Genomic DNA, 19,852 nt, shown 5'->3' on the forward strand with positions numbered 1-19,852 from the left:
CCGCCAGATCGGAGTCCGGATTGAGATGGTTTAGACCTGATTCCTGAAGGCTAATCGAGACAACCCGTCCACCGCTCGGGTTTGCCGAAAATGCGAACCGGCCAGACGCCGGAAGCAGGAAGGGGTGTGGCCCCAGCTCTCGGGGCCACACCCACAGGTCACCGCGGCGCGTCAGCGCCCGGGGCTACGCCGGGGACGCCAGACCACCAGGGCGGTCGAGGTCTGGCTGGTGGGGACGAGATCACGGCCGGGAAAGCGGGCCAGCGACTCCAGCTCGGCCATCCGGCGGTACGCGGCGTCGAGTTCCGCCTCCAACTGGGCGACCCGCTGCTGCGCCTGCTCCAGCAGTCGCTCCAGCCCGATGATCCGCTTGATCCCGGCGAGGTTCACGCCGTCGTCCTGGCTGAGCCGCTGCACCTCGCGCAGCAGCACCACGTCCCGGACGCTGTACCGCCGCCCGCCGCCGGCCGCCCGACCGGCCTGCACCAGGCCGAGCCGGTCGTACTGGCGCAGCGTCTGCGGATGCATGCCCGCCATCCGCGCCGCAACCGAGATCATCAGCACCTTGGCCTCGTATGCCGGGTCATCCGAGCCGACGAACCCGTCCATCCCGCTCACCTCCGCACCGCTTCACCGATCAACCGAATCGACGCACCCGCGCGTCGAGATGTTCCCGGGCCGCCGGCGAGGTCTGCTCGGCGAACGTCTCCAGAGCGGCCCGTGCCTCGTCCGAGACCCGCGCCGGCACCACCACGTCGAGGGTGACCAGCAGGTCGCCGCTCTGCCCGTCCCGGCGGCTGACGCCCTTTCCCCGGGCCCGCAGGATGCGACCGCTCGGCGTACCCGGCGGCACCCGCAGGGTCACCGCGCCGTCCAGGGTCGGTACCCGCAGATCGGTGCCGAGGACGGCTTCCGCGAACGTGATCGGGACGGTCAGGGTGAGGTCGTCGCCGGTACGCCCGAAGACCTCGTCCGGCCGGACCTTCACGTGCACGAACAGATCACCCGCCGGACCGCCGCGCTCGCCCGGCTCGCCTCGGCCGGCCAGCCGGATCCGCTGGCCGTCGGCCACCCCGGCGGGGAAGCGGACGTTGAGCGTACGGGTCTTGGTGACCCCGCCGGTGCCCTGGCACTCCGGGCACTTCTCGTCGACCACCGTGCCCACGCCCTGGCAGTTGCGGCAGGGCTCGGAGAAGCTGAACGCCCCCTGGTTCCGGTTGGTGACCCCGGCGCCGTGGCAGACCGGGCAGGTGCGGGGCACCGTCCCGGGCTTGGCACCGTTGCCGTGGCAGGTGTCGCAGACACCCGGCGCCCGCAGCGTCAGCGGCAGGGTCACGCCGCGTACCGCGTCGTCGAAGTCGAGCGCCACCTCTGTCTCGACATCGCGTCCCCGGGCCGGACCAGGCGCGCCGCCGGCCCCTCCGCCACCCGAGAAGATCGAGCTGAACAGGTCGGAGATGTTGCCACCGGCGAACCGGCCGCCACCTGGCTGCGCGCCGCCGAACAGATCGGAGACGTCGAACGGGACGCCGCCCGGCTGGCCGGGCTGGCGGGCCCCGCGCCGGAACGCGCCGGAGCCGAACAGCGAGCGCATCTCGTCGTACTCGCGGCGCTTCGCGTCGTCGCCGAGCACCGCGTACGCCTCGGACACCGCCTTGAAGCGTTCCTCGGCCTTGGCGTCGCCGGGGTTGTGGTCCGGGTGCGACTCGCGGGCCAGCTTGCGGTACGCCTTCTTGATCTCATCAGCCGGAGCGGCCTTCGCCACGCCCAGGACCGCGTAGTAGTCCTTCTCGATCCAGTCCTTCGAACTCACCCGTACACCTCCTCCCCACCTCCGGGCCCGGTCCGCCCCGCCCACCGGGTCTCGGCGAGCGGGGCGGCCAGGTCACCGTCACGCACTATTCCGGATCGGCTACCGCGACCATCGCGGGCCGCAGCAGTCGCTCACCGATCTGGTAGCCCCGACGCATCACCTGCACGCAGGTCGGCTCGGTCACGTCGGCCGAGGTCTGGTGGGCCACGGCCTCGTGCCGCGTCGGGTCGAACGGGTCGCCCTGCTCACCGAACGGGGTCAGCCCGAACTTGCCCAACGCGGTGACGAGCTGCTCGGCCACCGAACCGAACGGGCCGACCAGGTCACCGTGCTCCCGAGCGCGGTCGAGATCGTCCAGGATCGGCAGCAGCGCGGCGAGCACGGAGCCGGTCGCCTGCTCGGTGACCAGGCCACGGTCGCGCTCGACCCGCTTGCGGTAGTTGGCGTACTCGGCCGACACCCGCTGCACGTCGCGGGTGCGCTCGTCCAGCTCGGCCCGGAGTGCCTCCAACTCGGCGCCCAGCCCGCCGGCAGCCGGCTCGGACGGCTCGCCGACCGGCTGGGCCGGCGCGTCAACGACCGGCGGACCTTCGGTGGACGCGTCGCTGAGCGCGCTCGCCTCGACCTCGATCGAGTCGACCACGACCTCGGCCTCCTCGACCAGGCCCTCCGCCGGCACGTCCGGTCCGGCGTCCGCCGCCGTACCGTCGGGCTCGCGGATCTGACTGATCTTGCGGTTGTTGCGGATGACGACCCGCGGCGCGTCGCCGGTGGCCGGCTCGGACGCCGAGCCACCCGGCACCGACCCGGTGTCACCCGGGTCGGCGGCTCGTGGCTTCTCCGTCATACGACTACCTCATCCCTCTGCCCGTGAGCTCGGGTGGCCAGGACCGTCACTTCTTGTCCTCGTCCACGATCTCCGCGTCGACCACGTCGTCCGCACCGGGCCGCGCGCCGCCGGTCTGCGCGCCGCCGGTCGCGCCGGCACCACCTGCCGTACCGGCACCGGCCTCGCCGCCCTCCTGGGGCTGCTCGGCCTGCTGGGCGTAGAGCAGCGAGCCCGCCTCCTGGGAGACCTGCGCGAGCCGCTCGTGCGCCGACTTGATCTTCTCGATGTCGCTGCCACCGAGAGCGCCGCGCAGCTCACCGAGGGCCTCGTTGAGCTTCTCGCGGTTCTCCGCGGGGAGCTTCTCACCGTTCTCGGCGAGGAACTTCTCGGTCTGCCACTGCAGGGCCTCGGCCACGTTGCGGGTCTCGGCCTCCTCGCGGCGGCGCTTGTCCTCCTCCGCGTGCTCCTCGGCGTCCCGGCGCATCCGCTCGATGTCGTCCTTCGGCAGCGAGGAGCCGCCGGTGATGGTCATCTTCTGTTCCTTGCCGGTGCCCAGGTCCTTGGCGTGGACGTTGACGATGCCGTTCGCGTCGATGTCGAAGGTGACCTCGATCTGCGGCACGCCGCGCGGGGCCGGCGGGAGGCCGGTCAGCTCGAAGGTGCCGAGCTTCTTGTTGTACGCGGCGATCTCACGCTCGCCCTGGAAGACCTGGATCAGCACCGACGGCTGGTTGTCGTCGGCGGTGGTGAACACCTCGGAGCGCTTGGTCGGGATCGTGGTGTTGCGCTCGATGAGCTTGGTGAAGATGCCGCCCTTGGTCTCGATGCCCAGGCTCAGCGGCGTCACGTCGAGCAGCAGGACGTCCTTGACCTCGCCCTTGAGCACACCGGCCTGAAGGGCGGCGCCCACGGCGACGACCTCGTCCGGGTTGACGCCCTTGTTGGGCTCGCGGCCGGTGAGCTGCTTGACCAGGTCGGTCACCGCCGGCATCCGGGTCGAGCCACCGACCAGGATCACGTGCTCGACGTCGGAGACCTTGATCCCGGCGTCCTTCACGGCCTGCTCGAACGGGCCCTTGCAGCGGTCCAGCAGATCCTGGGTCATCCGCTGGAACTCGGCCCGGCTGAGCGTCACGTCCAGGTGCAGCGGACCGGCGGCACCGGCGGTGATGTACGGCAGGTTGATGTTGCTGGTGGTGGCGGCGGAAAGCTCGATCTTGGCCTTCTCGGCGGCCTCCTTGAGGCGCTGCATCGCCATCTTGTCCTGCGACAGGTCGATGCCGTGCTCGCCCCGGAAGGTCTTCACCAGGTGGTCGATGATCCGCTGGTCCCAGTCGTCGCCGCCGAGCAGGTTGTCACCGCTCGTCGACTTGACCTCGATGACGCCCTCGGCCAGCTCCAGCAACGACACGTCGAAGGTGCCGCCGCCGAGGTCGAAGACCAGGACGGTCTGTTCCTTGGAACCCTTGTCGAGCCCGTACGCCAGCGCGGCCGCGGTCGGCTCGTTCACGATCCGCAGCACGTTGAAGCCGGCGATCTCACCGGCCTCCTTGGTGGCCTGACGCTGGCCGTCGTTGAAGTAGGCCGGGACGGTGATCACCGCGTCGGTGATCTGCTCACCCAGGTACGCCTCGGCGTCCCGCTTGAGCTTCATCAACGTCCGGGCCGAGATCTCCTGCGGGGTGTACTTCTTGCCGTCGATGTCGACGGACCAGTTGGTGCCGATCTCCCGCTTGACCGAACGGATCGTCCGGTCCGGGTTCGTCACCGCCTGACGCTTGGCGACCTCACCGACGAGCACCTCGCCGTTACGGGCGAACGCGACGATCGACGGGGTCGTCCGCGAGCCCTCAGCGTTGGCGATGACGGTGGGCTCACCGCCCTCCAGAACGCTGACGCAGGAGTTCGTCGTGCCGAGGTCGATACCGACCGCACGTGCCATCTTCGCTTCCTCGCTTCGTTACGTTGAGCAGGTGACGGGCCCTCCCGTCGCGCTGCGCGGCGGTTGCCGCCCCCAGCGCCCCCACCTCAAGTTGAGTGAACTTGACTCAATAGTGCCACGCCCCCGGGAATCGTCAAGTCAGGGTTGAGTCGGATCGGCGCAACTCGTCAGTCCTACTGACCGGTTGTCTTACCTTGTGTCGGTCGGGCACGCTTTAGCGGTGACGACGCACGGCGATTCCGCCTCACTGTCCGGCGCGCCCGCCGTCGCAGCCCGCACCGGGACCACCGGCGCCGGGGAGGACCGGCCCGCGGCCACCGGGGACGACACCCTGCCAGACGCCCTGACCGGCCTGCGTGCCGCGATCGGTGAGGCCCGGTTCCCGCTGGCCCTGCCCTCGGCCGAGCCGGCCGCGCGCACCGTCGCCGCCCTCGCCGACCAGCTCGACGACTACCTGCTGCCCCGTCTGGCCCGCCTCGACGCACCGCTGCTCGTGGTGGTCGGCGGCTCCACCGGCGCCGGCAAGTCGACACTGGTCAACAGCCTGGTGCAGGCCCGGGTCAGCGCTGCCGGGGTGCTACGGCCCACCACCCGGTCCCCGGTGCTGGTCTGCAACCCGGCCGACTCGGCCTGGTTCCGCCGAGGGGAGCTGCTGCCCGGCCTGACCCGCACCAATCAGCCCGGCGACGATCCCCGCACCCTGCACCTGGTCACCGCCCCGGCGCTGCCACCGGGGCTGGCCTTCCTGGACGCCCCCGACATCGACTCGGTGGTCGACGCCAACCGGGCGCTGGCCAACCAGTTGCTCGCCGCCGCCGACCTCTGGCTCTTCGTCACCACCGCCGCCCGTTACGCCGACGCCGTCCCCTGGGAGTTGCTGCACGGCGCGCGGTCCAGAGGTGCGGTGCTCGCCCTGGTGCTCAACCGGGTACCCGCGGAGGCGACCGACGAGGTGGCCACCCACCTCGCCGAGATGCTCGCCGAGCAGGGTCTCGACTCGGCGCCACTGTTCGTGCTCCCGGAGACCTGGGTCGACGGGCAGGGCCTGCTACCGGGCCGGAGCACCGCGCCGCTGGCGGACTGGTTCGCCCGGCTCGCCGCCGACGCGGAGGCCCGCTCGGCGGTGGTCCGCCAGACGCTCGGCGGCGCGCTGGCCCTCCTGCACCCCACGGTCGAGAGCCTGGCCGCCGCCGTCGACGAGCAGGTCGCCGCCGCCGACGCGATGGACGACCGGGTACGTGCGGCGTACCGGGCCGCGAACCGGACCGTCGAGCAGGGGCTGCGCGACGGTCGACTGCTCCGTGGTGAGGTGCTCGCCAGGTGGCAGGAGTTCATCGGCACCAGCGACATCTTCCGCACCCTCGAGGCGCGGATCGGTCGACTGCGGGACCGGCTCATGGCCGCCTTCTCCGGCCGTCCGGCCCCCGCCACCGAGCTGCGGGACGCGATCGAGTCGCAACTTGTCACCCTGCTGCGGGGCGTGGCCGCCGAGGCGGCTGAGCACGCGTACACCGGCTGGAAGGCGCACCCGGCCGGCGCGGCCCTGCTCGAACCCGACCTCGCCCACCACTCCGCCGACCTGCCGCAGCGCGCCGAGCGGCTGGTCCGGGACTGGCAGCGCGGCGTGCTGGAGCTGGTCCGGGCCGAGGGCGGCGACCGACGCTTCGTGGCGCGGACGGCGGCGTACGCGGTGAACGCGACCGGGCTGGCCGTGATGATCGCGGTCTTCGCCTCCACCGCCTTCATCCCGACCGGGCTGGAGGTCGCCACCGGGGCCGGCACCACCCTCGCCGGACAGGCGGTCCTCCAGGCGATCTTCGGCGATCAGGCCGTGCGTACGCTGGCCCGCAAGGCCCGGGAGGACCTGCTGGAACGGGTGACCGTGTTGCTGGACGAGGAGGCGACCCGCTATCTCGCGCGGACCCGGCAGGCCCGACCGGCGGCCCGCAGCGCGACGGCGCTGCGCCAGGCGGCCGAACGGGTGGAGACGGCCCGGCTGAGCAGCGGCTTCGCCGACGCCGCACCCGTGCGCAGTGTCCAACCGGTGGGCGGCGACGCCCCGGTGACCGATGGGGAGCGGCCGTGACCGGCATGGGCGGACGCCTCCGTGAGGCGTTGCGGATCGCCGACGGGCGGGTGGACGCCGACCAACTGGTGGCCAGGCTGGAGGCGGTACGGCGGTTCCTCGGCATCGTCGACGGCCACCTGCCGGACACTCCGCTGGTGCCGGCACGCACCCTTGTCGAACGGGCCGGCACCCGGCTGGCGCTGTCGCGCGACCACACGGTGGTGGCGCTGGCCGGCGCGACCGGCAGCGGCAAGTCGAGCCTGTTCAATGCGATGGCCCGGATGGATCTCTCACCCGTCGGGGTACGCCGGCCGACCACAGGTGTCACCCACGCCTGCGTCTGGGGCCCGCTCGACGGTGGCACCCGACTGCTCGACTGGCTCGGCGTGCTACCCCGCCACCGATTCGTGCGGGAGAGCCTGCTCGACGGCGACGACGAGTCGACGATGCACGGGCTGATCCTGCTCGACCTGCCCGACTTCGACTCCGTCCAGCACTCGCACCGGCTGGAGGTGGACCGCCTGCTCGGCCTCGTCGACCTGGTGGTCTGGGTGGTCGACCCGCAGAAGTACGCCGACCGGGTGATGCACCGCAGCTACCTCCGCGAGTTCCGCAGCCACCGGGACGTGACGGTGGTCGTGCTCAACCAGACCGACCGGCTGCCCCCCACCGAGGTGCCCCGGGTGCTGGCCGACCTGCGCCGCCTGCTCGACGCCGACGGCCTGGACGGGGTGCCCCTGCTGGCCACCAGCGTCGCCGATCCGGACGGCCCGGAGCGGTTGCGGGCCGCGTTGGAGCGCACCGTCGCCGAACGACAGGCCGCGCTGCGGCGTCTCTCCGGTGACGTGGACGCCGTCGTCGCCGCGCTCGACGACATGGTCGGTGCACCCCGCACCGCGCTCGCCGCAGACGATCCGGCGGTCGCCGCGCTGGACCGCGCCCTCTGCGCGGCAGCCGGAGTGCCGACCGTCGTGGTGGCGGTCGAGCAGGCGTACCGGCATCGCGCCGCAGCGGCCACCGGCTGGCCGTTGATGCGGCTCTGGCGGCGACTGCGGGCCGACCCGCTGCGCCGGCTGCACCTGCCCGACCGGCGGATCGGTGGTGACCCCGAGGAGAACCTGGTGGCCGCCACCTCCGTACCGGAGCCCAGCGCGGCCGACAAGTCGGCGCTGGCGCTGGCGCTGCGTACGGTGGCCGAGCGGGCCGGGGCCGGGCTGCCGAATGCCTGGCCGGACGCGATGGCCGCGGCGGCCCGGTCCCGCCTCGGCGACCTGCCGGACGCCCTGGACGGGGCGCTCGCCGGCACCGACCTCGGGATGAGCCGCCCCCGCACCTGGTGGCGGCTGGTGGGCGGGGTGCAGTGGCTGGTGACGCTCGCCGCGGTGGCCGGGTTGGCCTGGCTGGCCCTCGGCTACGCGATGCGCGCGTTGGGGTTGCCGGAGCTACGGCATCCGATGGTCGGTGAGGTGCCGGTGCCGACCCTGTTGCTGCTCGGTGGGTTGCTGACCGGGCTGCTCGTCGCGGCGCTGACCCGTCCGCTGGTGAGGTGGGCCGCCCGCCGGGCCCGCCAGCGGGCGGAGGCGCAGCTTATCCGGGCCGTGGCCAGCGTCGGCGAACAGCACGTGCTGGAGCCGGTACGTAACGTGATCGCCGCGCATGCCGACGCACGCACCGTCCTTGAGGTCGCCCGACATCGCTGACCCGGCCGGTGAACGTTCCTGGACGCCACACGATCGGCGTAGGGTCGGGTCATGGCCACGCCACAGACCCCTTACGACGCGGTGCTGCACGCCGCACGCGACGTGACCAAGCTCGACTCGGCCTTCGACGCGGAGATGCTCGGTGCCGCGCTGCTGGGCAGCGTGTACGAGGTCGCCGAGACAGACCGGGAGGCGGCGGTACGGGACTTCGTGGGCGGTTTCCTCGCCGCCACCTCGCGGCGGCGGGCGGTCGCGGCGACCACTGTCCGGGCCGTCTTCGCCGCCCTGGTGCCCGACGCGGCCGGCGCGGACCGGGTCCGGCCCGGCGCGACCGCACCGGCCTGGTCCGGGCAACTCGGCAAGGTACACCTCACCGGCACCTGGGCGTACGGCGATGTGTACGGCGACCAGACCTCCTACCTGGCCACCTTCGCCTACGACGACGCCACCGGAGGGCCGGAGCACGCCCTCGTGGCCCTGATCGACCACAACATCGGCATCACCAAGGACGTCTTCGTCGGCGGCCCGGCGGACCGGATCCTGGAGCAGGTCCGGCAGTTGTGCGCCGAGGACGAGCTGACCTGGTTCCGGGAGGAGAGCCCGACCCGGATGCGCGATCAGGTGAGCCGACACCTGGCCGTCACCGACCATCTGGGGCAGCTACCCGGTGCCGCCTCGCTGGCCACCGACCGGGCGCTCGTCGGGGCCCGGCTGGCGGTCCTGCCGGCCACGACCGCGCCACCGCCCCGGCAGGCCGACGACCCGTTGCCCGAGGCTGAACGGGCCGCCGAGATCCGCCGCTTCCTGGCCTCACCGGACGCCGCCCGGGCCGGGCTGGACGCCGTCGACGGCGCCGAACTGGCCTCCCTGCACTTCTGCCTGGGCCTGCTGCTGGATCACGCGGCCACCTTCCCCGACGCCGATCCGCTGCGGTGGAGTCCGACGGTCGCCGGTCTCTTCCTGCTCGACTGGGTGCACCGCCGGGCTGTGCTCGACATGGACGACGCGGCGATGCTGCCCCGGGTACTGCGCGCCTGGGCCGGGTACGCGGCCCGCCGGCGCGGGCTGCCTGACTCAGCCGTCACCGCGACGGACAGCGCGATCGAGGAGATGGTGCCGGAGTTCGTCCGGCTCTATGCGACAGGCGAGCGGCGCAGCCCGGCCACCGCCGCGGTGGCCCAGTTGATGGCGGACGGCGTCGACCCGGACGACCCGGCGGCCCTGGACGCCTGGATCGAGGCCAACCGGCACCGCCTGGCCGACGACGGCTGAGCTACCCGTCACCGGCCCGTCGACCGGCGGCGGGTTCGGCACCTGTCGCGCAGGCGGATCCGGGCCCGGGATCGAGCGCTGCCGTTGCGCTCCGCCGCGCCGGGCAGCACCGGTTCGGTGAATGCGATCGACGGCGAGGAGTCCGACGTGGGCTCGTCCGGGTCGACCGACGGACCAGCCGAGACGCTCGGCGACGCGGAAGCGGACGGCTCGCCCGAGGGGCTCGGGTCCGAGGTCGGCGGCGGATCACTCGACGCGCTCGGATCGACGGAAGCGGAGGGATCGCTCGACGGGCTCGGGTCCGAGGTCGGCGGCGGATCACTCGACGCGCTCGGATCGACCGGGTCACTCGGGTCGGCCGAGGCGGTCGGTGGGTCCGGATCGCCTGTCGGGGAGGGCGAAGCGCTCGGCGGGGCCGGTGAGGGCGTTGGCGTACGGGTCGAGGTGGGTGCCGGGCGGGGCGCCGGCGTGTTCGTGGGCGGCCGGGGAGCCGGCACGGTCGCCGGCGCGCCGGGGCGGCGGGCCGGCGCACGCTCGACAGGCGTGCCGGCGGTCGTCAACCGTCGCGTCGGCACCACCGGGCTGACCGGTGGTGCCGCGGGCTCGACCGACGGCACCGCGGTGACGGCGGACGTCGGAGCACCTGTGGGTGGCGGCAGGACCACCACCGGTCCGACGGAGGGCGTCGGGATGAACGGCGTGCCGCCGTCCGGCAGCGCGGTGCTGCCGACCGTCGCGGAGCCGGTGCTGATCGCGGCGAGGACCGGCATCGAGGCGGTGCCGGCGAGCAGCGCCACGGTCAGCAGATAGCCCCGGGTGGGCCCGGCGTTGGGCGCGGCCCGATGTGCACCGACCACTCGGCGATAGCCGGACGCCCGGTGCCGGCCGAGGATCGGCGTCCCGGGACCTTCACCTGGTTCGGACACCACGCACTCCTCGTCGTCGCCCCTGGCCAGGGTCGCCCGACGGCAACCCCGCCGGGCCGGCGGAAGCTGGTTCCGGCCCGTGCGATCAGCCTGGGCCAGTAACTCTGAGTCAGCCAACCCCACACAGCGTGTCGACACGCGTATCTGGCCGAATGGTGACGAACCACCACCGGATCGGTCGCGCGTCGTTCGACCCGACACTCCGGCACTTCGGGTAACGAAGCGGGCCGGCCAGCGGATGCGGGGCGGGCGGGGTGTGGGACGCCTCACCTCTGATGCGAAACTGGAGCCACGGCGGCAGCGCAGCCGCGACCTCCGCGCACCCACGCGGTAGGCGCGACTGGGCGTCGGCGCTCCCGAACCGGGTTCGGCCATGAATCCGGCTCAGGCCGCGCGGCAACCCCCACCGGGGTCAGGCGCGGTCGCCAGGAACCGGTCCCGGCACCAGCCGGGATCGGGCGCACGAGTCGCGCGGCCGGGTGACCCCCCGGTGCCGACGCAGACACGACAGGGAGAGACGGATGGCAAAGGGCGACCCCGGGGGCCCCACGCGCGGCCGGCGCGCCGCGCCCCGATCCAGGAAAGCCACGACCGGCGATCCGGAGCTGGTGCAGCTGCTCACCCCGAAGGTGAGCGGATCGAGAGCGTGACCGGCCCGGACGGCACCGAGTACCGCGTCGACTTCACCGACGAGGAGTACCGCGGCCTCTACCGCGACCTGGTGCTGGTCCGGAAGCTGGACGCCGAGGCGACGGCCCTGCAACGGCAGGGTGAGCTGGGCATCTGGGCGAGCCTGCTCGGCCAGGAAGCGGCGCAGGTCGGTTCCGGCCGGGCCCTGCGTACGCAGGACATGGCGTTCCCCACCTACCGCGAGCACGGCGTGCTCTACTGCCGTGGCATCGACCCGATCATGCCGCTGGGCCTGTTCCGCGGGGTCGACCAGGGCGGCTGGGACCCGAACGAGTTCAAGTTCAACATGTACACGATCGTGATCGGGGCGCAGACCCTGCACGCGACCGGTTACGCCATGGGCGTCGCGATGGACGGCAAGACCGGCACCGACGACGGCGAGGCGGTGATCGCCTACTTCGGCGACGGCGCCACCAGCCAGGGCGACGTCAACGAGGCGTTCGTCTGGGCCGGCGTGTTCAACTCCCCGTTGGTGTTCTTCTGCCAGAACAACCAGTACGCCATCTCCGAGCCGCTGGAGCGGCAGACCCGCATCCCCCTCTACCGGCGGGCCGCCGGCTTCGGCTTCCCGGGCATCCGGGTGGACGGCAACGACGTGCTTGCCACGTACGCGGTGACCCGGCACGCGCTGGACAACGCCCGGCACGGGCAGGGCCCGAGCCTGATCGAGGCGTACACGTACCGGATGGGCGCGCACACCACCTCCGACGACCCGACCCGCTACCGGATCGCCAGCGAGGTCGAGGCGTGGCAGGCCAAGGACCCGATCGCCCGGATGAAGGCTTTCCTGGACCGGGAGAAGATCGCCGACGCCGGCTTCTTCACCGAGGTCGACGAGCAGGCCCGCCGCGAGGCTGTCGACCTGCGTGAGCGGGTGCTCGCGATGCCGAACCCGGAGCCGGGCACCATGTTCGACCACGTCTACCCCAACGGGTCGCCGCTGCTCGACGAGCAGCGCGCACAGTTCAGCCGGTACTTCGAGTCGTTCGAGGGGAGCGCGCACTGATGGCCACGGAGACGCTCACCCTCGGCAAGGCCCTCAACGTGGGCCTGCGCAAGGCACTGGAGAACGACCCGAAGGTCATCATCATGGGCGAGGACGTCGGCAAGCTCGGCGGCGTCTTCCGGATCACCGACGGGTTGCAGAAGGACTTCGGCGACCAGCGGGTGATCGACACCCCGCTCGCCGAGTCCGGCATCATCGGCACCGCTGTCGGCCTGGCCATCCGGGGCTACCGGCCGGTCTGCGAGATCCAGTTCGACGGTTTCGTCTACCCCGCGTACGACCAGATCGTGTCGCAGGTGGCGAAGATGCACTACCGGTCGCGGGGCAAGCTCAACATCCCGATGGTGATCCGGATCCCGTTCGGCGGCGGCATCGGCGCGGTGGAGCACCACTCGGAGTCGCCCGAGGCGTACTTCGCGCACACCGCCGGGCTCAAGGTGGTCTCCTGCGCCAACCCGCAGGACGCCTACGTGATGATCCAGCAGGCCATCGCCTCGGACGATCCGATCGTGTTCCTGGAGCCGAAGCGGCGTTACTGGGAGAAGGGGTCCGTCGATCTGGACGCCCCGCTGTCCGATGCGTACCCGCTGCACGCCTCCCGGGTCGCGCGGGCCGGCACCGACGTCACCCTGCTGGCGTACGGCCCGATGGTGCGTACCTGCCTCGACGCGGCGACCGCCGCCGCCGAGGACGGGCGGAACCTGGAGGTCATCGACCTGCGCACGCTCTCCCCACTGGACCTCGGCGTGGTGTACGAGTCGGTGCGCCGTACCGGCCGCGCGGTGGTGGTGCACGAGGCTCCGGGCAACCTGGGCATGGGCGCGGAGATCGCGGCCCGGATCACCGAGGAGTGCTTCTACTCCCTGGAGTCCCCGGTGCTGCGGGTGACCGGCTTCGACACCCCCTACCCGGCGGCCCGGGTGGAGGAGGAGTACCTTCCCGACCTCGACCGGGTGCTCGACGCCGTCGACCGCACCTTCGGGTGGTGAGCGGCATGTCGCGAATCAAGGAGTTCAACCTGCCCGACCTGGGCGAGGGCCTGACCGAGGGTGAGATCCTCGCCTGGCTGGTCAAGGTGGGCGACACGATCGAGTTGAACCAGCCGATCGTCGAGGTGGAGACGGCCAAGGCGGCCGTGGAGATCCCGGCGAAGTGGGCCGGCCAGGTTCAGGCGATCTTCCACCCGGAGGGCACCACAGTCGAGGTCGGTACCCCGATCATCGCGATCGACACCGACCCCGGCGCGGGCCCGGTCGAGCAGTCGACCACTGGTGCACCCGCCGCCGACCTGCCTGTCCCGTCGGCGGCGTCGTTGGCCGCCGTCGAGGTCGCGCCGGCCGAGGGTGCGGTCGAGCCCGGCCTCATCGGCGGTCCCGCCCCGGGTGGCCGTACCGCCGTGCTGGTCGGTTACGGCCCGCGCACCACGGCGGCCAAGCGTCGCCCCCGCAAGGCCACCGGGCCGGCCGGCAACACGGCGGTACCGACGGCGCCGGTCCAGCCGACGCCGGCACGGGCCGTTGCGGCACCGGTCGCCCCTGCGCCTGCGCCTGCGCCTGCGGTGAACGGCAACGGGCGGGCCGGTGGGCCGGTGCTGGCCAAGCCGCCGGTCCGCAAGCTCGCCAAGGATCTCGGGGTCGACCTGGCCACGCTCACCGGGTCCGGGCCAGCGGGTTCGATCACCCGCGAGGACGTACAGCGGGCGGCGGTCCCGGCGGCGGCCGAGCCGTCGCCGGTCGCCACCGCGGCCAGCTCGGCCGCGAGCTTCGGCGCGGACCGCGAGCAGCGCATCCCGGTCAAGGGAGTACGCCGGCTCACCGCGGAGAACATGTCCCGCTCGGCCTTCACCGCCCCGCACGTCACCGAGTTCCTGACGGTGGATGTGACCCGGGCGATGAAGGCGCTGGACCGGCTGCGCGAGCGGCGGGAGTGGCGCGACGTACGGGTCTCACCGCTGCTGCTGGTCGCCAAGGCGGTGCTGCTGGCGGTCCGGCGACACCCGATGGTCAACTCCAGCTGGGCCGGCGACGAGATCGTCGTCAAGGAGTACGTCAACCTCGGCATCGCGGCGGCCACCGAGCGCGGCCTGATCGTGCCGAACATCAAGGACGCCGGCCGGTTGACCCTACGTGAGCTGGCCGACGCGATGACCGACCTGGTGCAGACCGCCAAGGCCGGCAAGACCTCGCCGGCCGACATGTCCGGCGGCACTCTGACGATCACAAACGTCGGGGTGTTCGGGGTGGACACCGGTACGCCGATCCTGCCACCGGGTGAGTCCGCGATCCTGGCCTTCGGTGCGGTACGCGAACAGCCGTGGGTCCACAAGGGCAAGGTCAAGCCGCGCCTGGTCACCACGCTCGGTCTCTCCTTCGACCACCGGATCATCGACGGTGAGCTGGGGTCGAAGTTCCTCCGCGACATCGGCGACTTCCTCGCCGACCCGGAGGCGGCGCTGCTCGCCTGGACCTGATCCGCGACGACGGCGACGGCCGGTGTGCCAGGGGTTGACGCCCGGCACACCGGCCGTTGCCGTTGGGCGAAGAATGAGTCGACATTCGGGGTTGATGACTTAAGATTCGTAGGCTGGTGGCCCAGCTCACCTAATAATCGCTGGAAATCCCTGCGGCACTGCGCTTCAATGGAAGGGACGACGGGACGACAACCGAATAGCCCAGGAGGAGAGACACCATGAGCATGATCGAGCGAATCCGCAACCGCCGCGACGCCAGCCGCCGCGCCCGCGCCATCGAGCGGGCACTGCGCTCCGCCAGTTCGCCTGCGGTCCGCGACGAGATCCTCGCCATCGCCCAGCGTCACATGCACTGACGCCACACGACGTTATCCGCCTCCTCCAGATCGACGACCCGCCCGGGCAACCCGGGCGGGTCGTCGGCGTTACGACCGGCCCCTGACACCGGGATACCGCCCCGCCGCAGCGCCCGGTACGGTGGGGCTCGGTCGTCGTCCGCGCTCGGGGGCAGGCCGAGGCGATAGAAGCACCTCGACACCGCCCGGCGACGGACAGTGACGATTGAAGCTCCCCGGAGGCCCACCAGCGGCTACCGGGATACGGTGCGGGGAGCCGGCACGGCCGGTACGCCGGCACCGCCGGCTGCCCTGCCGAGACCATCGGCGACGGCGGCCGACATGTGATGGAGGAGGCGCACGCATGACGTCCGAGGGCCCGCACCGCCCCGGCCAGGAGCCGGACGAGGTGCCGCCGGGCGGCGGCGGACCGGCGCCGTACGGCGACCGACCGGCTCAGCCGGACAACGGGTACGGCGCATCCGCCCCCGACCTCGGTTGGGCTCCCCCGCCACCCGCCCGCCCGGATCCGTCCGCGCCGGCCTGGGCGAACCAGCAGGGCAACGCGTGGGGCAGCGCCCAGGCGACCCGGCAGGCGGAAGCCGCGACGCCCGGCAGTTGGGACCAGCCCGCCGGTAACCAGCCGGCCTGGGCGTCTCAGGGGGACCAGCCGCAGCAGCCCACCCCGGGGTGGGCGCCGGCCGGACCGCCCACATCGGATCAGCCTGCCTGGGCCAACGGTGCCCAGACCGGGCCGGCCTGGGCCACCGAACCCCCCAATGGGGACACCGCGCGACCGGCCGACTGGACCCCGGCCCAACCGGCCGCGAGCCAGCCCGACTGGGCCGCCAACCAACCGGTCGCGAGCCAGCCCGACTGGGCCGGCGGGCAGGCCGCCCCCGCCCAGTCCAACGTGGCGGCATCCGGTGGGTGGTCCGCCGGTCAGCAGCCGGACTGGACCAACACACCCCGTACCGACGACCAGACTCCGGGCTGGGCTTCGGCCGCAGGACAATCCGAGCCCGCCCAGCCGGCGTGGGCGCAGGCCGACCCGCCGCCACCCGCGCGCGAGCCGGCAGCTCGGGCCAGTGCACAGGTGCCGGCCCCCGACGCCGGCCAGCAACGGCCGGCCGACGGTTCGTCCCGTGCCGAGGCATGGCCGACCGAGCAGCCGGAACAGCCCGGCTGGGCGACCGGCCAGCGGCGGGAGCCCGCCGCTGAGGGCTGGGCCAACGAACAGCCCGCAGAGGGCTGGCACGCGGGCGGTGACCGGCCGGCGCAGCCGGACTGGGCCACACCGGCACGGGAGGAGCCGACCGGCTGGGCCGGTGGAAATCCGGCGGCCGGCCCGCCGCCGTCCTGGAGCCCGTCAGCCGAACCGCTCCCCTCGCGTACCGCCGCCGACCGATCCTCCTCGCCCGACATCCAGCCGTGGTCAGCCGGTGAGGCGTGGGGCCAGGCAGCGGCGGAGCCGGCCGCACCTCGGCCCAACCCCGAGCCCGACGCGGGTCGGCCCGATGACGCCCCGGCCTACCAGCCCGCACCGGCGCCGGGCATCTCCCCGGCCAACATGGTGCCGCTGCCGCCGCAGGAGCAGCGGGTGCCGGGCGCCAGCCTGGCCGCCACACCGCCCGCGGACTTCGCCCAGCCCACGCCGTTCACCGACGACCAGGCCGGATCAGCCGGCCGCCCGGTCGTCGACCAGCCTGTCGGCGGCATGGCCTGGGGCCAGCCCGAGCCCCGGCACGACGATCCGCAGTCACCGGCCATCCCGGCACCGCGCACCTCCCCGGAGGCCGAGGGCCGGGTCACTCCGCCAGCCGGCGGCGGGGTCGCGGCGAGCGCCTCGGTACCGCTGTCCAGTCGGGTCATGCCCCCGGCCGACCACCCGGTTCGTCCGGCCGGTTCGCCCACGCCACAACCCCGGGTGTACGGCCGGCCGGCCCGACCCGAGCACACCGAGGAGCCGGCCCAGGAGCACGGCGAGCAGCCGCTGGTGCCCCGCTTCGACCAGAGTCCGGGTCGGTTCGACTTCGACCAGGCTGCGGAGCGCGGCGATCAGGGTCCGGAACGGTTCGAGCAGGCCCCGGAGCCCCGCTTCGACCCGCCGATGGGCGGGCCGAACGCCTTCGCGGGTTCAGCCGCCCCGGCTTCGCCGGCTGCCCCGCCCGCCTTCCCGCCGGGAATGCCGTCCTTCATGGACGCACCACCGACCAACCGCCCGGTCAACGGGGTACGACCGCACGCCGAACCGGAACGCCCGGCCGACCCGTTCGGCGCTGGGCCGCGCGACCCGTTCGGCGCGCCGGGCGGCGACCCGTTCGGCGGGCCGTCCGACCGCCCGGGCGGTGCCTACGGTTCTCCCGTCCGCTCCGAGCCGGGCAGCGAACACAATTCGGCGTTCCCCCCGCCACCGCAGTCCGCGCCGCCGTGGAGCCCGGGCCCGGGCAGCGGGTCGGGCGAGTCGGAGCAGGGCCGCTTCGACGCGTTCAAGCCGGTCGCCGAGCCGGCTCCGGAAACCCCGGCACCGAAGGTACGCAACGGGCGGGTACTCGCCGCGGTGCTGGTCGCCGCGGTGCTCATCCTGGCCATCCCGCTCGGCCTGCTGATGCTCCTCGGCATGATCGGTGGGTCGGACGACGCGAACGCCTTCGACCCGCCGGTTGGTTCCTGCGTCAAGCGCTCCGGCAGCACAGCGGTGGCCGCCGAGTGCACCGAGCCGGAAGCCTTCAGCGTGGTGTCCAAGGTCGAGTCGAAGGACAAGTGCCCCGACCCGGCCATGCCGCACGTGGATCTTCGTGGTGCCACCGCCAACCCGGTGCTCTGCCTCAAGGAGGCGACCGGCGGCTGATCTGCCGCACACTCGACGGCGGGGTCACGGGCAACCGTGGCCCCGCCGCGTCTCGTCGGCCCCCCTTCCGGCCGGCGGGCGGCTGGCGGTAGGGCACGATGGGGTCATGAGTGCACGCGTACGGGCTCCCGAGCTTCGGGGTCGGGCCTGGTTGAACACCGGCGGGCGAGAGCTGACCCTCGCCGACCTGCGGGGCAAGATCGTCATCGCGGACTTCTGGACCTTCTGCTGCATCAACTGCCTGCACGTGCTTGACGAGTTGCGTCCCCTTGAGCAGAAGTACGCCGACGTCCTCGTGGTGATCGGCGTGCACTCGCCGAAGTTCGAGCACGAGAAGGACCCGGACGCGCTGGCCGCCGCCGTGGAGCGGTACGGCGTGCACCACCCGGTACTGGACGACCCCGAGCTGGACATGTGGCAGCAGTACGCGGCCCGCGCCTGGCCGACCCTCGCGGTGATCGACCCGGAGGGGTACGTGGTGGCCACCATGGCGGGTGAGGGGCACGCCGACGGGCTGGCCCGGCTGATCGACGACCTGATCGCCACTCACGAGGCCAAGGGCACCCTGCACCGGGGAGACGGTCCGTACGTGCCGCCCGCCGAACCGGAGACCACCCTCCGCTTCCCGGGTAAGGCGGTGGCCCTGCCCGACGGTGGTCTGCTGGTCTCCGACTCGGCGCGGCACCGCCTGGTCGAGTTGGGCACCGACGGGGAGACAGTCGTCCGGGCCATCGGTACCGGCGAGCGGGGCCGGGCCGACGGTGCCGCCGGGGCCGCGACCTTCTCCGAGCCGCAGGGGCTGTGTCTGCTTCCGCCGCAGGTGGCCGAGGTCTGCGGCTACGACCTGGTGGTCGCCGACACCGTCAACCACCTGCTGCGGGGCGTACGGCTGGCCACCGGCGAGGTGCTCACCGTGGCCGGCACCGGGCGGCAGTGGCGGTCGACTGTCGACGACCACGCGCACGACGCCCTCTCGGTCGACCTCTCCTCGCCCTGGGACCTCGCCTGGTACGACGGCAAGGTCGTCATCGCCATGGCCGGCATCCACCAGCTCTGGTGGTTCGACCCGATCAAGCGCACCGCCGGCATGTACGCCGGCACCACCGTGGAGGCGCTGCGCGACGGGCCGCTGTCGGAGGCGTGGCTGGCCCAGCCGTCCGGGCTCGCCGTCTCCACCGACGGCCGCCGGCTCTGGGTCGCCGACAGCGAGACCAGCGCCATCCGCTATGTCGAGAACGGTGTCCTGGGTACCGCCGTCGGGCAGGGCCTGTTCGACTTCGGCCATGTGGACGGGCCGGCGGCGCAGGCCCTGCTCCAGCATCCGCTCGGCGTCTGCGCCCTGCCCGACGACTCGGTCCTGATCGCCGACACGTACAACGGCGCGGTCCGCCGGTACGACCCGGCCGGCGATCGGGTGGCCACCGTCGCCACCGGTCTGGCCGAGCCGAGCGACCTGGTGCTCACCGCCGACGGCGCGGTGCTGGTGGTGGAGTCGGCGGCGCACCGGGTCACCCGGCTGGCGCCGGGCGCGCTCTCGGCGGCCGGCGCGGAGACCGTCGACGGTCCCCGGCACCGCACCGAGCGCAGGCCGACGGACCTGGCCTCGGGCGAGGTCGTGCTGGATGTGGTCTTCACCCCGGCCCCCGGGCAGAAGCTCGACGACACCTTCGGCCCGTCCACCCGGCTCGTCGTCTCGGCGTCGCCGCCGGAGCTGCTTGTCGAGGGGCGGGCACCGGCACGGAGCTGTCCCGCCGCCTGGTGATCGACGGATCGGTGCCCGACGGGGTGCTCCAGGTGACCGCGCAGGCTGCGACCTGTGACGCCGATGTGGAACACGCGGCCTGCCACCTGACCCGGCAGGACTGGGGCGTACCGGTGCGGGTGGTCGACGGCGGCGCCGGCCGGCTGCCGTTGGTCCTGCGCGGCATGGACGCCGGCTGAGGTCCCCGG

General features: G+C 73.0%; 12 protein-coding genes and 2 pseudogenes. 10 read left to right on the forward strand and 4 right to left on the reverse strand.

The genetic code is table 11. From position 1 onward, the window contains the following. Positions 1-171: 171 nt before the first annotated feature. The 4 genes from CLT74_RS21175 to dnaK all read right to left on the reverse strand — a co-directional run bounded on the left by CLT74_RS21175 (position 172) and on the right by dnaK (position 4,584). The gene (locus tag CLT74_RS21175; RefSeq protein ID WP_099848212.1) at positions 172-609 is read right to left on the reverse strand and encodes a heat shock protein transcriptional repressor HspR; all 438 of its coding nucleotides are present in this window, start codon (positions 607-609) and stop codon (positions 172-174) included. A gap of 28 nt (positions 610-637) precedes the next feature. Then, on the reverse strand, positions 638-1,813 hold the full coding sequence (dnaJ, locus tag CLT74_RS21180; RefSeq protein ID WP_099848214.1) for a molecular chaperone DnaJ: 1,176 nt from the start codon (positions 1,811-1,813) through the stop codon (positions 638-640). A gap of 85 nt (positions 1,814-1,898) precedes the next feature. Then, on the reverse strand, positions 1,899-2,660 hold the full coding sequence (gene grpE, locus CLT74_RS21185) for a nucleotide exchange factor GrpE (RefSeq protein ID WP_099848216.1): 762 nt from the start codon (positions 2,658-2,660) through the stop codon (positions 1,899-1,901). A gap of 46 nt (positions 2,661-2,706) precedes the next feature. After that, a complete protein-coding gene (gene dnaK, locus CLT74_RS21190) occupies positions 2,707-4,584 on the reverse strand; it encodes a molecular chaperone DnaK (RefSeq protein WP_099848218.1) in 1,878 nt (625 codons plus the stop codon). A gap of 220 nt (positions 4,585-4,804) precedes the next feature. Here dnaK and CLT74_RS21195 point away from each other — a divergent pair, with 220 nt between their 5' ends. The 10 genes and pseudogenes from CLT74_RS21195 (at position 4,805) to CLT74_RS21240 (ending at position 19,843) form a co-directional block, all read left to right on the forward strand. Further along, entirely contained in the window at positions 4,805-6,670 is a 1,866-nt protein-coding gene (locus tag CLT74_RS21195) for a GTPase domain-containing protein (protein WP_143697194.1), read from the forward strand. Positions 6,671-6,675: 5 nt separating this feature from the next. Next, complete coding sequence (locus CLT74_RS21200) at positions 6,676-8,352, forward strand: GTPase (RefSeq protein ID WP_099852518.1); 1,677 nt, start codon at positions 6,676-6,678, stop codon at positions 8,350-8,352. A gap of 51 nt (positions 8,353-8,403) precedes the next feature. Next, entirely contained in the window at positions 8,404-9,624 is a 1,221-nt protein-coding gene (locus tag CLT74_RS21205; protein ID WP_099848220.1) for a hypothetical protein, read from the forward strand. Between the two features lie 117 nt (positions 9,625-9,741). Further along, the gene (locus tag CLT74_RS21210; RefSeq protein WP_486582450.1) at positions 9,742-10,434 is read left to right on the forward strand and encodes a hypothetical protein; all 693 of its coding nucleotides are present in this window, start codon (positions 9,742-9,744) and stop codon (positions 10,432-10,434) included. A 637-nt stretch (positions 10,435-11,071) separates the two neighbouring features. Then, positions 11,072-12,246 (forward strand): annotated as a pseudogene (gene pdhA, locus CLT74_RS21220) (pyruvate dehydrogenase (acetyl-transferring) E1 component subunit alpha). Next, positions 12,246-13,235: an alpha-ketoacid dehydrogenase subunit beta gene (locus tag CLT74_RS21225; RefSeq protein ID WP_099848225.1), complete on the forward strand. Its 990-nt coding sequence runs from the start codon at positions 12,246-12,248 to the stop codon at positions 13,233-13,235. Before pdhA ends, CLT74_RS21225 begins: the two are co-directional and overlap by 1 nt. Before the next feature lie 5 nt (positions 13,236-13,240). Beyond that, positions 13,241-14,716, forward strand: a complete 1,476-nt coding sequence (locus tag CLT74_RS21230; protein WP_099852524.1) for a dihydrolipoamide acetyltransferase family protein — start codon at positions 13,241-13,243, stop codon at positions 14,714-14,716. Positions 14,717-14,934: 218 nt separating this feature from the next. Continuing rightward, positions 14,935-15,072: a hypothetical protein gene (locus CLT74_RS30880; protein WP_165437957.1), complete on the forward strand. Its 138-nt coding sequence runs from the start codon at positions 14,935-14,937 to the stop codon at positions 15,070-15,072. 343 nt (positions 15,073-15,415) lie between these two features. Then, positions 15,416-17,902 (forward strand): LppU/SCO3897 family protein, encoded by a 2,487-nt coding sequence (locus CLT74_RS21235; protein ID WP_099848227.1) that lies wholly within the window; start codon positions 15,416-15,418, stop codon positions 17,900-17,902. A gap of 106 nt (positions 17,903-18,008) precedes the next feature. Beyond that, a pseudogene (locus CLT74_RS21240) lies at positions 18,009-19,843 on the forward strand (NHL domain-containing thioredoxin family protein). Positions 19,844-19,852: the final 9 nt, after the last annotated feature.

The sequence above is a fragment of the Verrucosispora sp. CNZ293 genome (assembly GCF_002754655.1).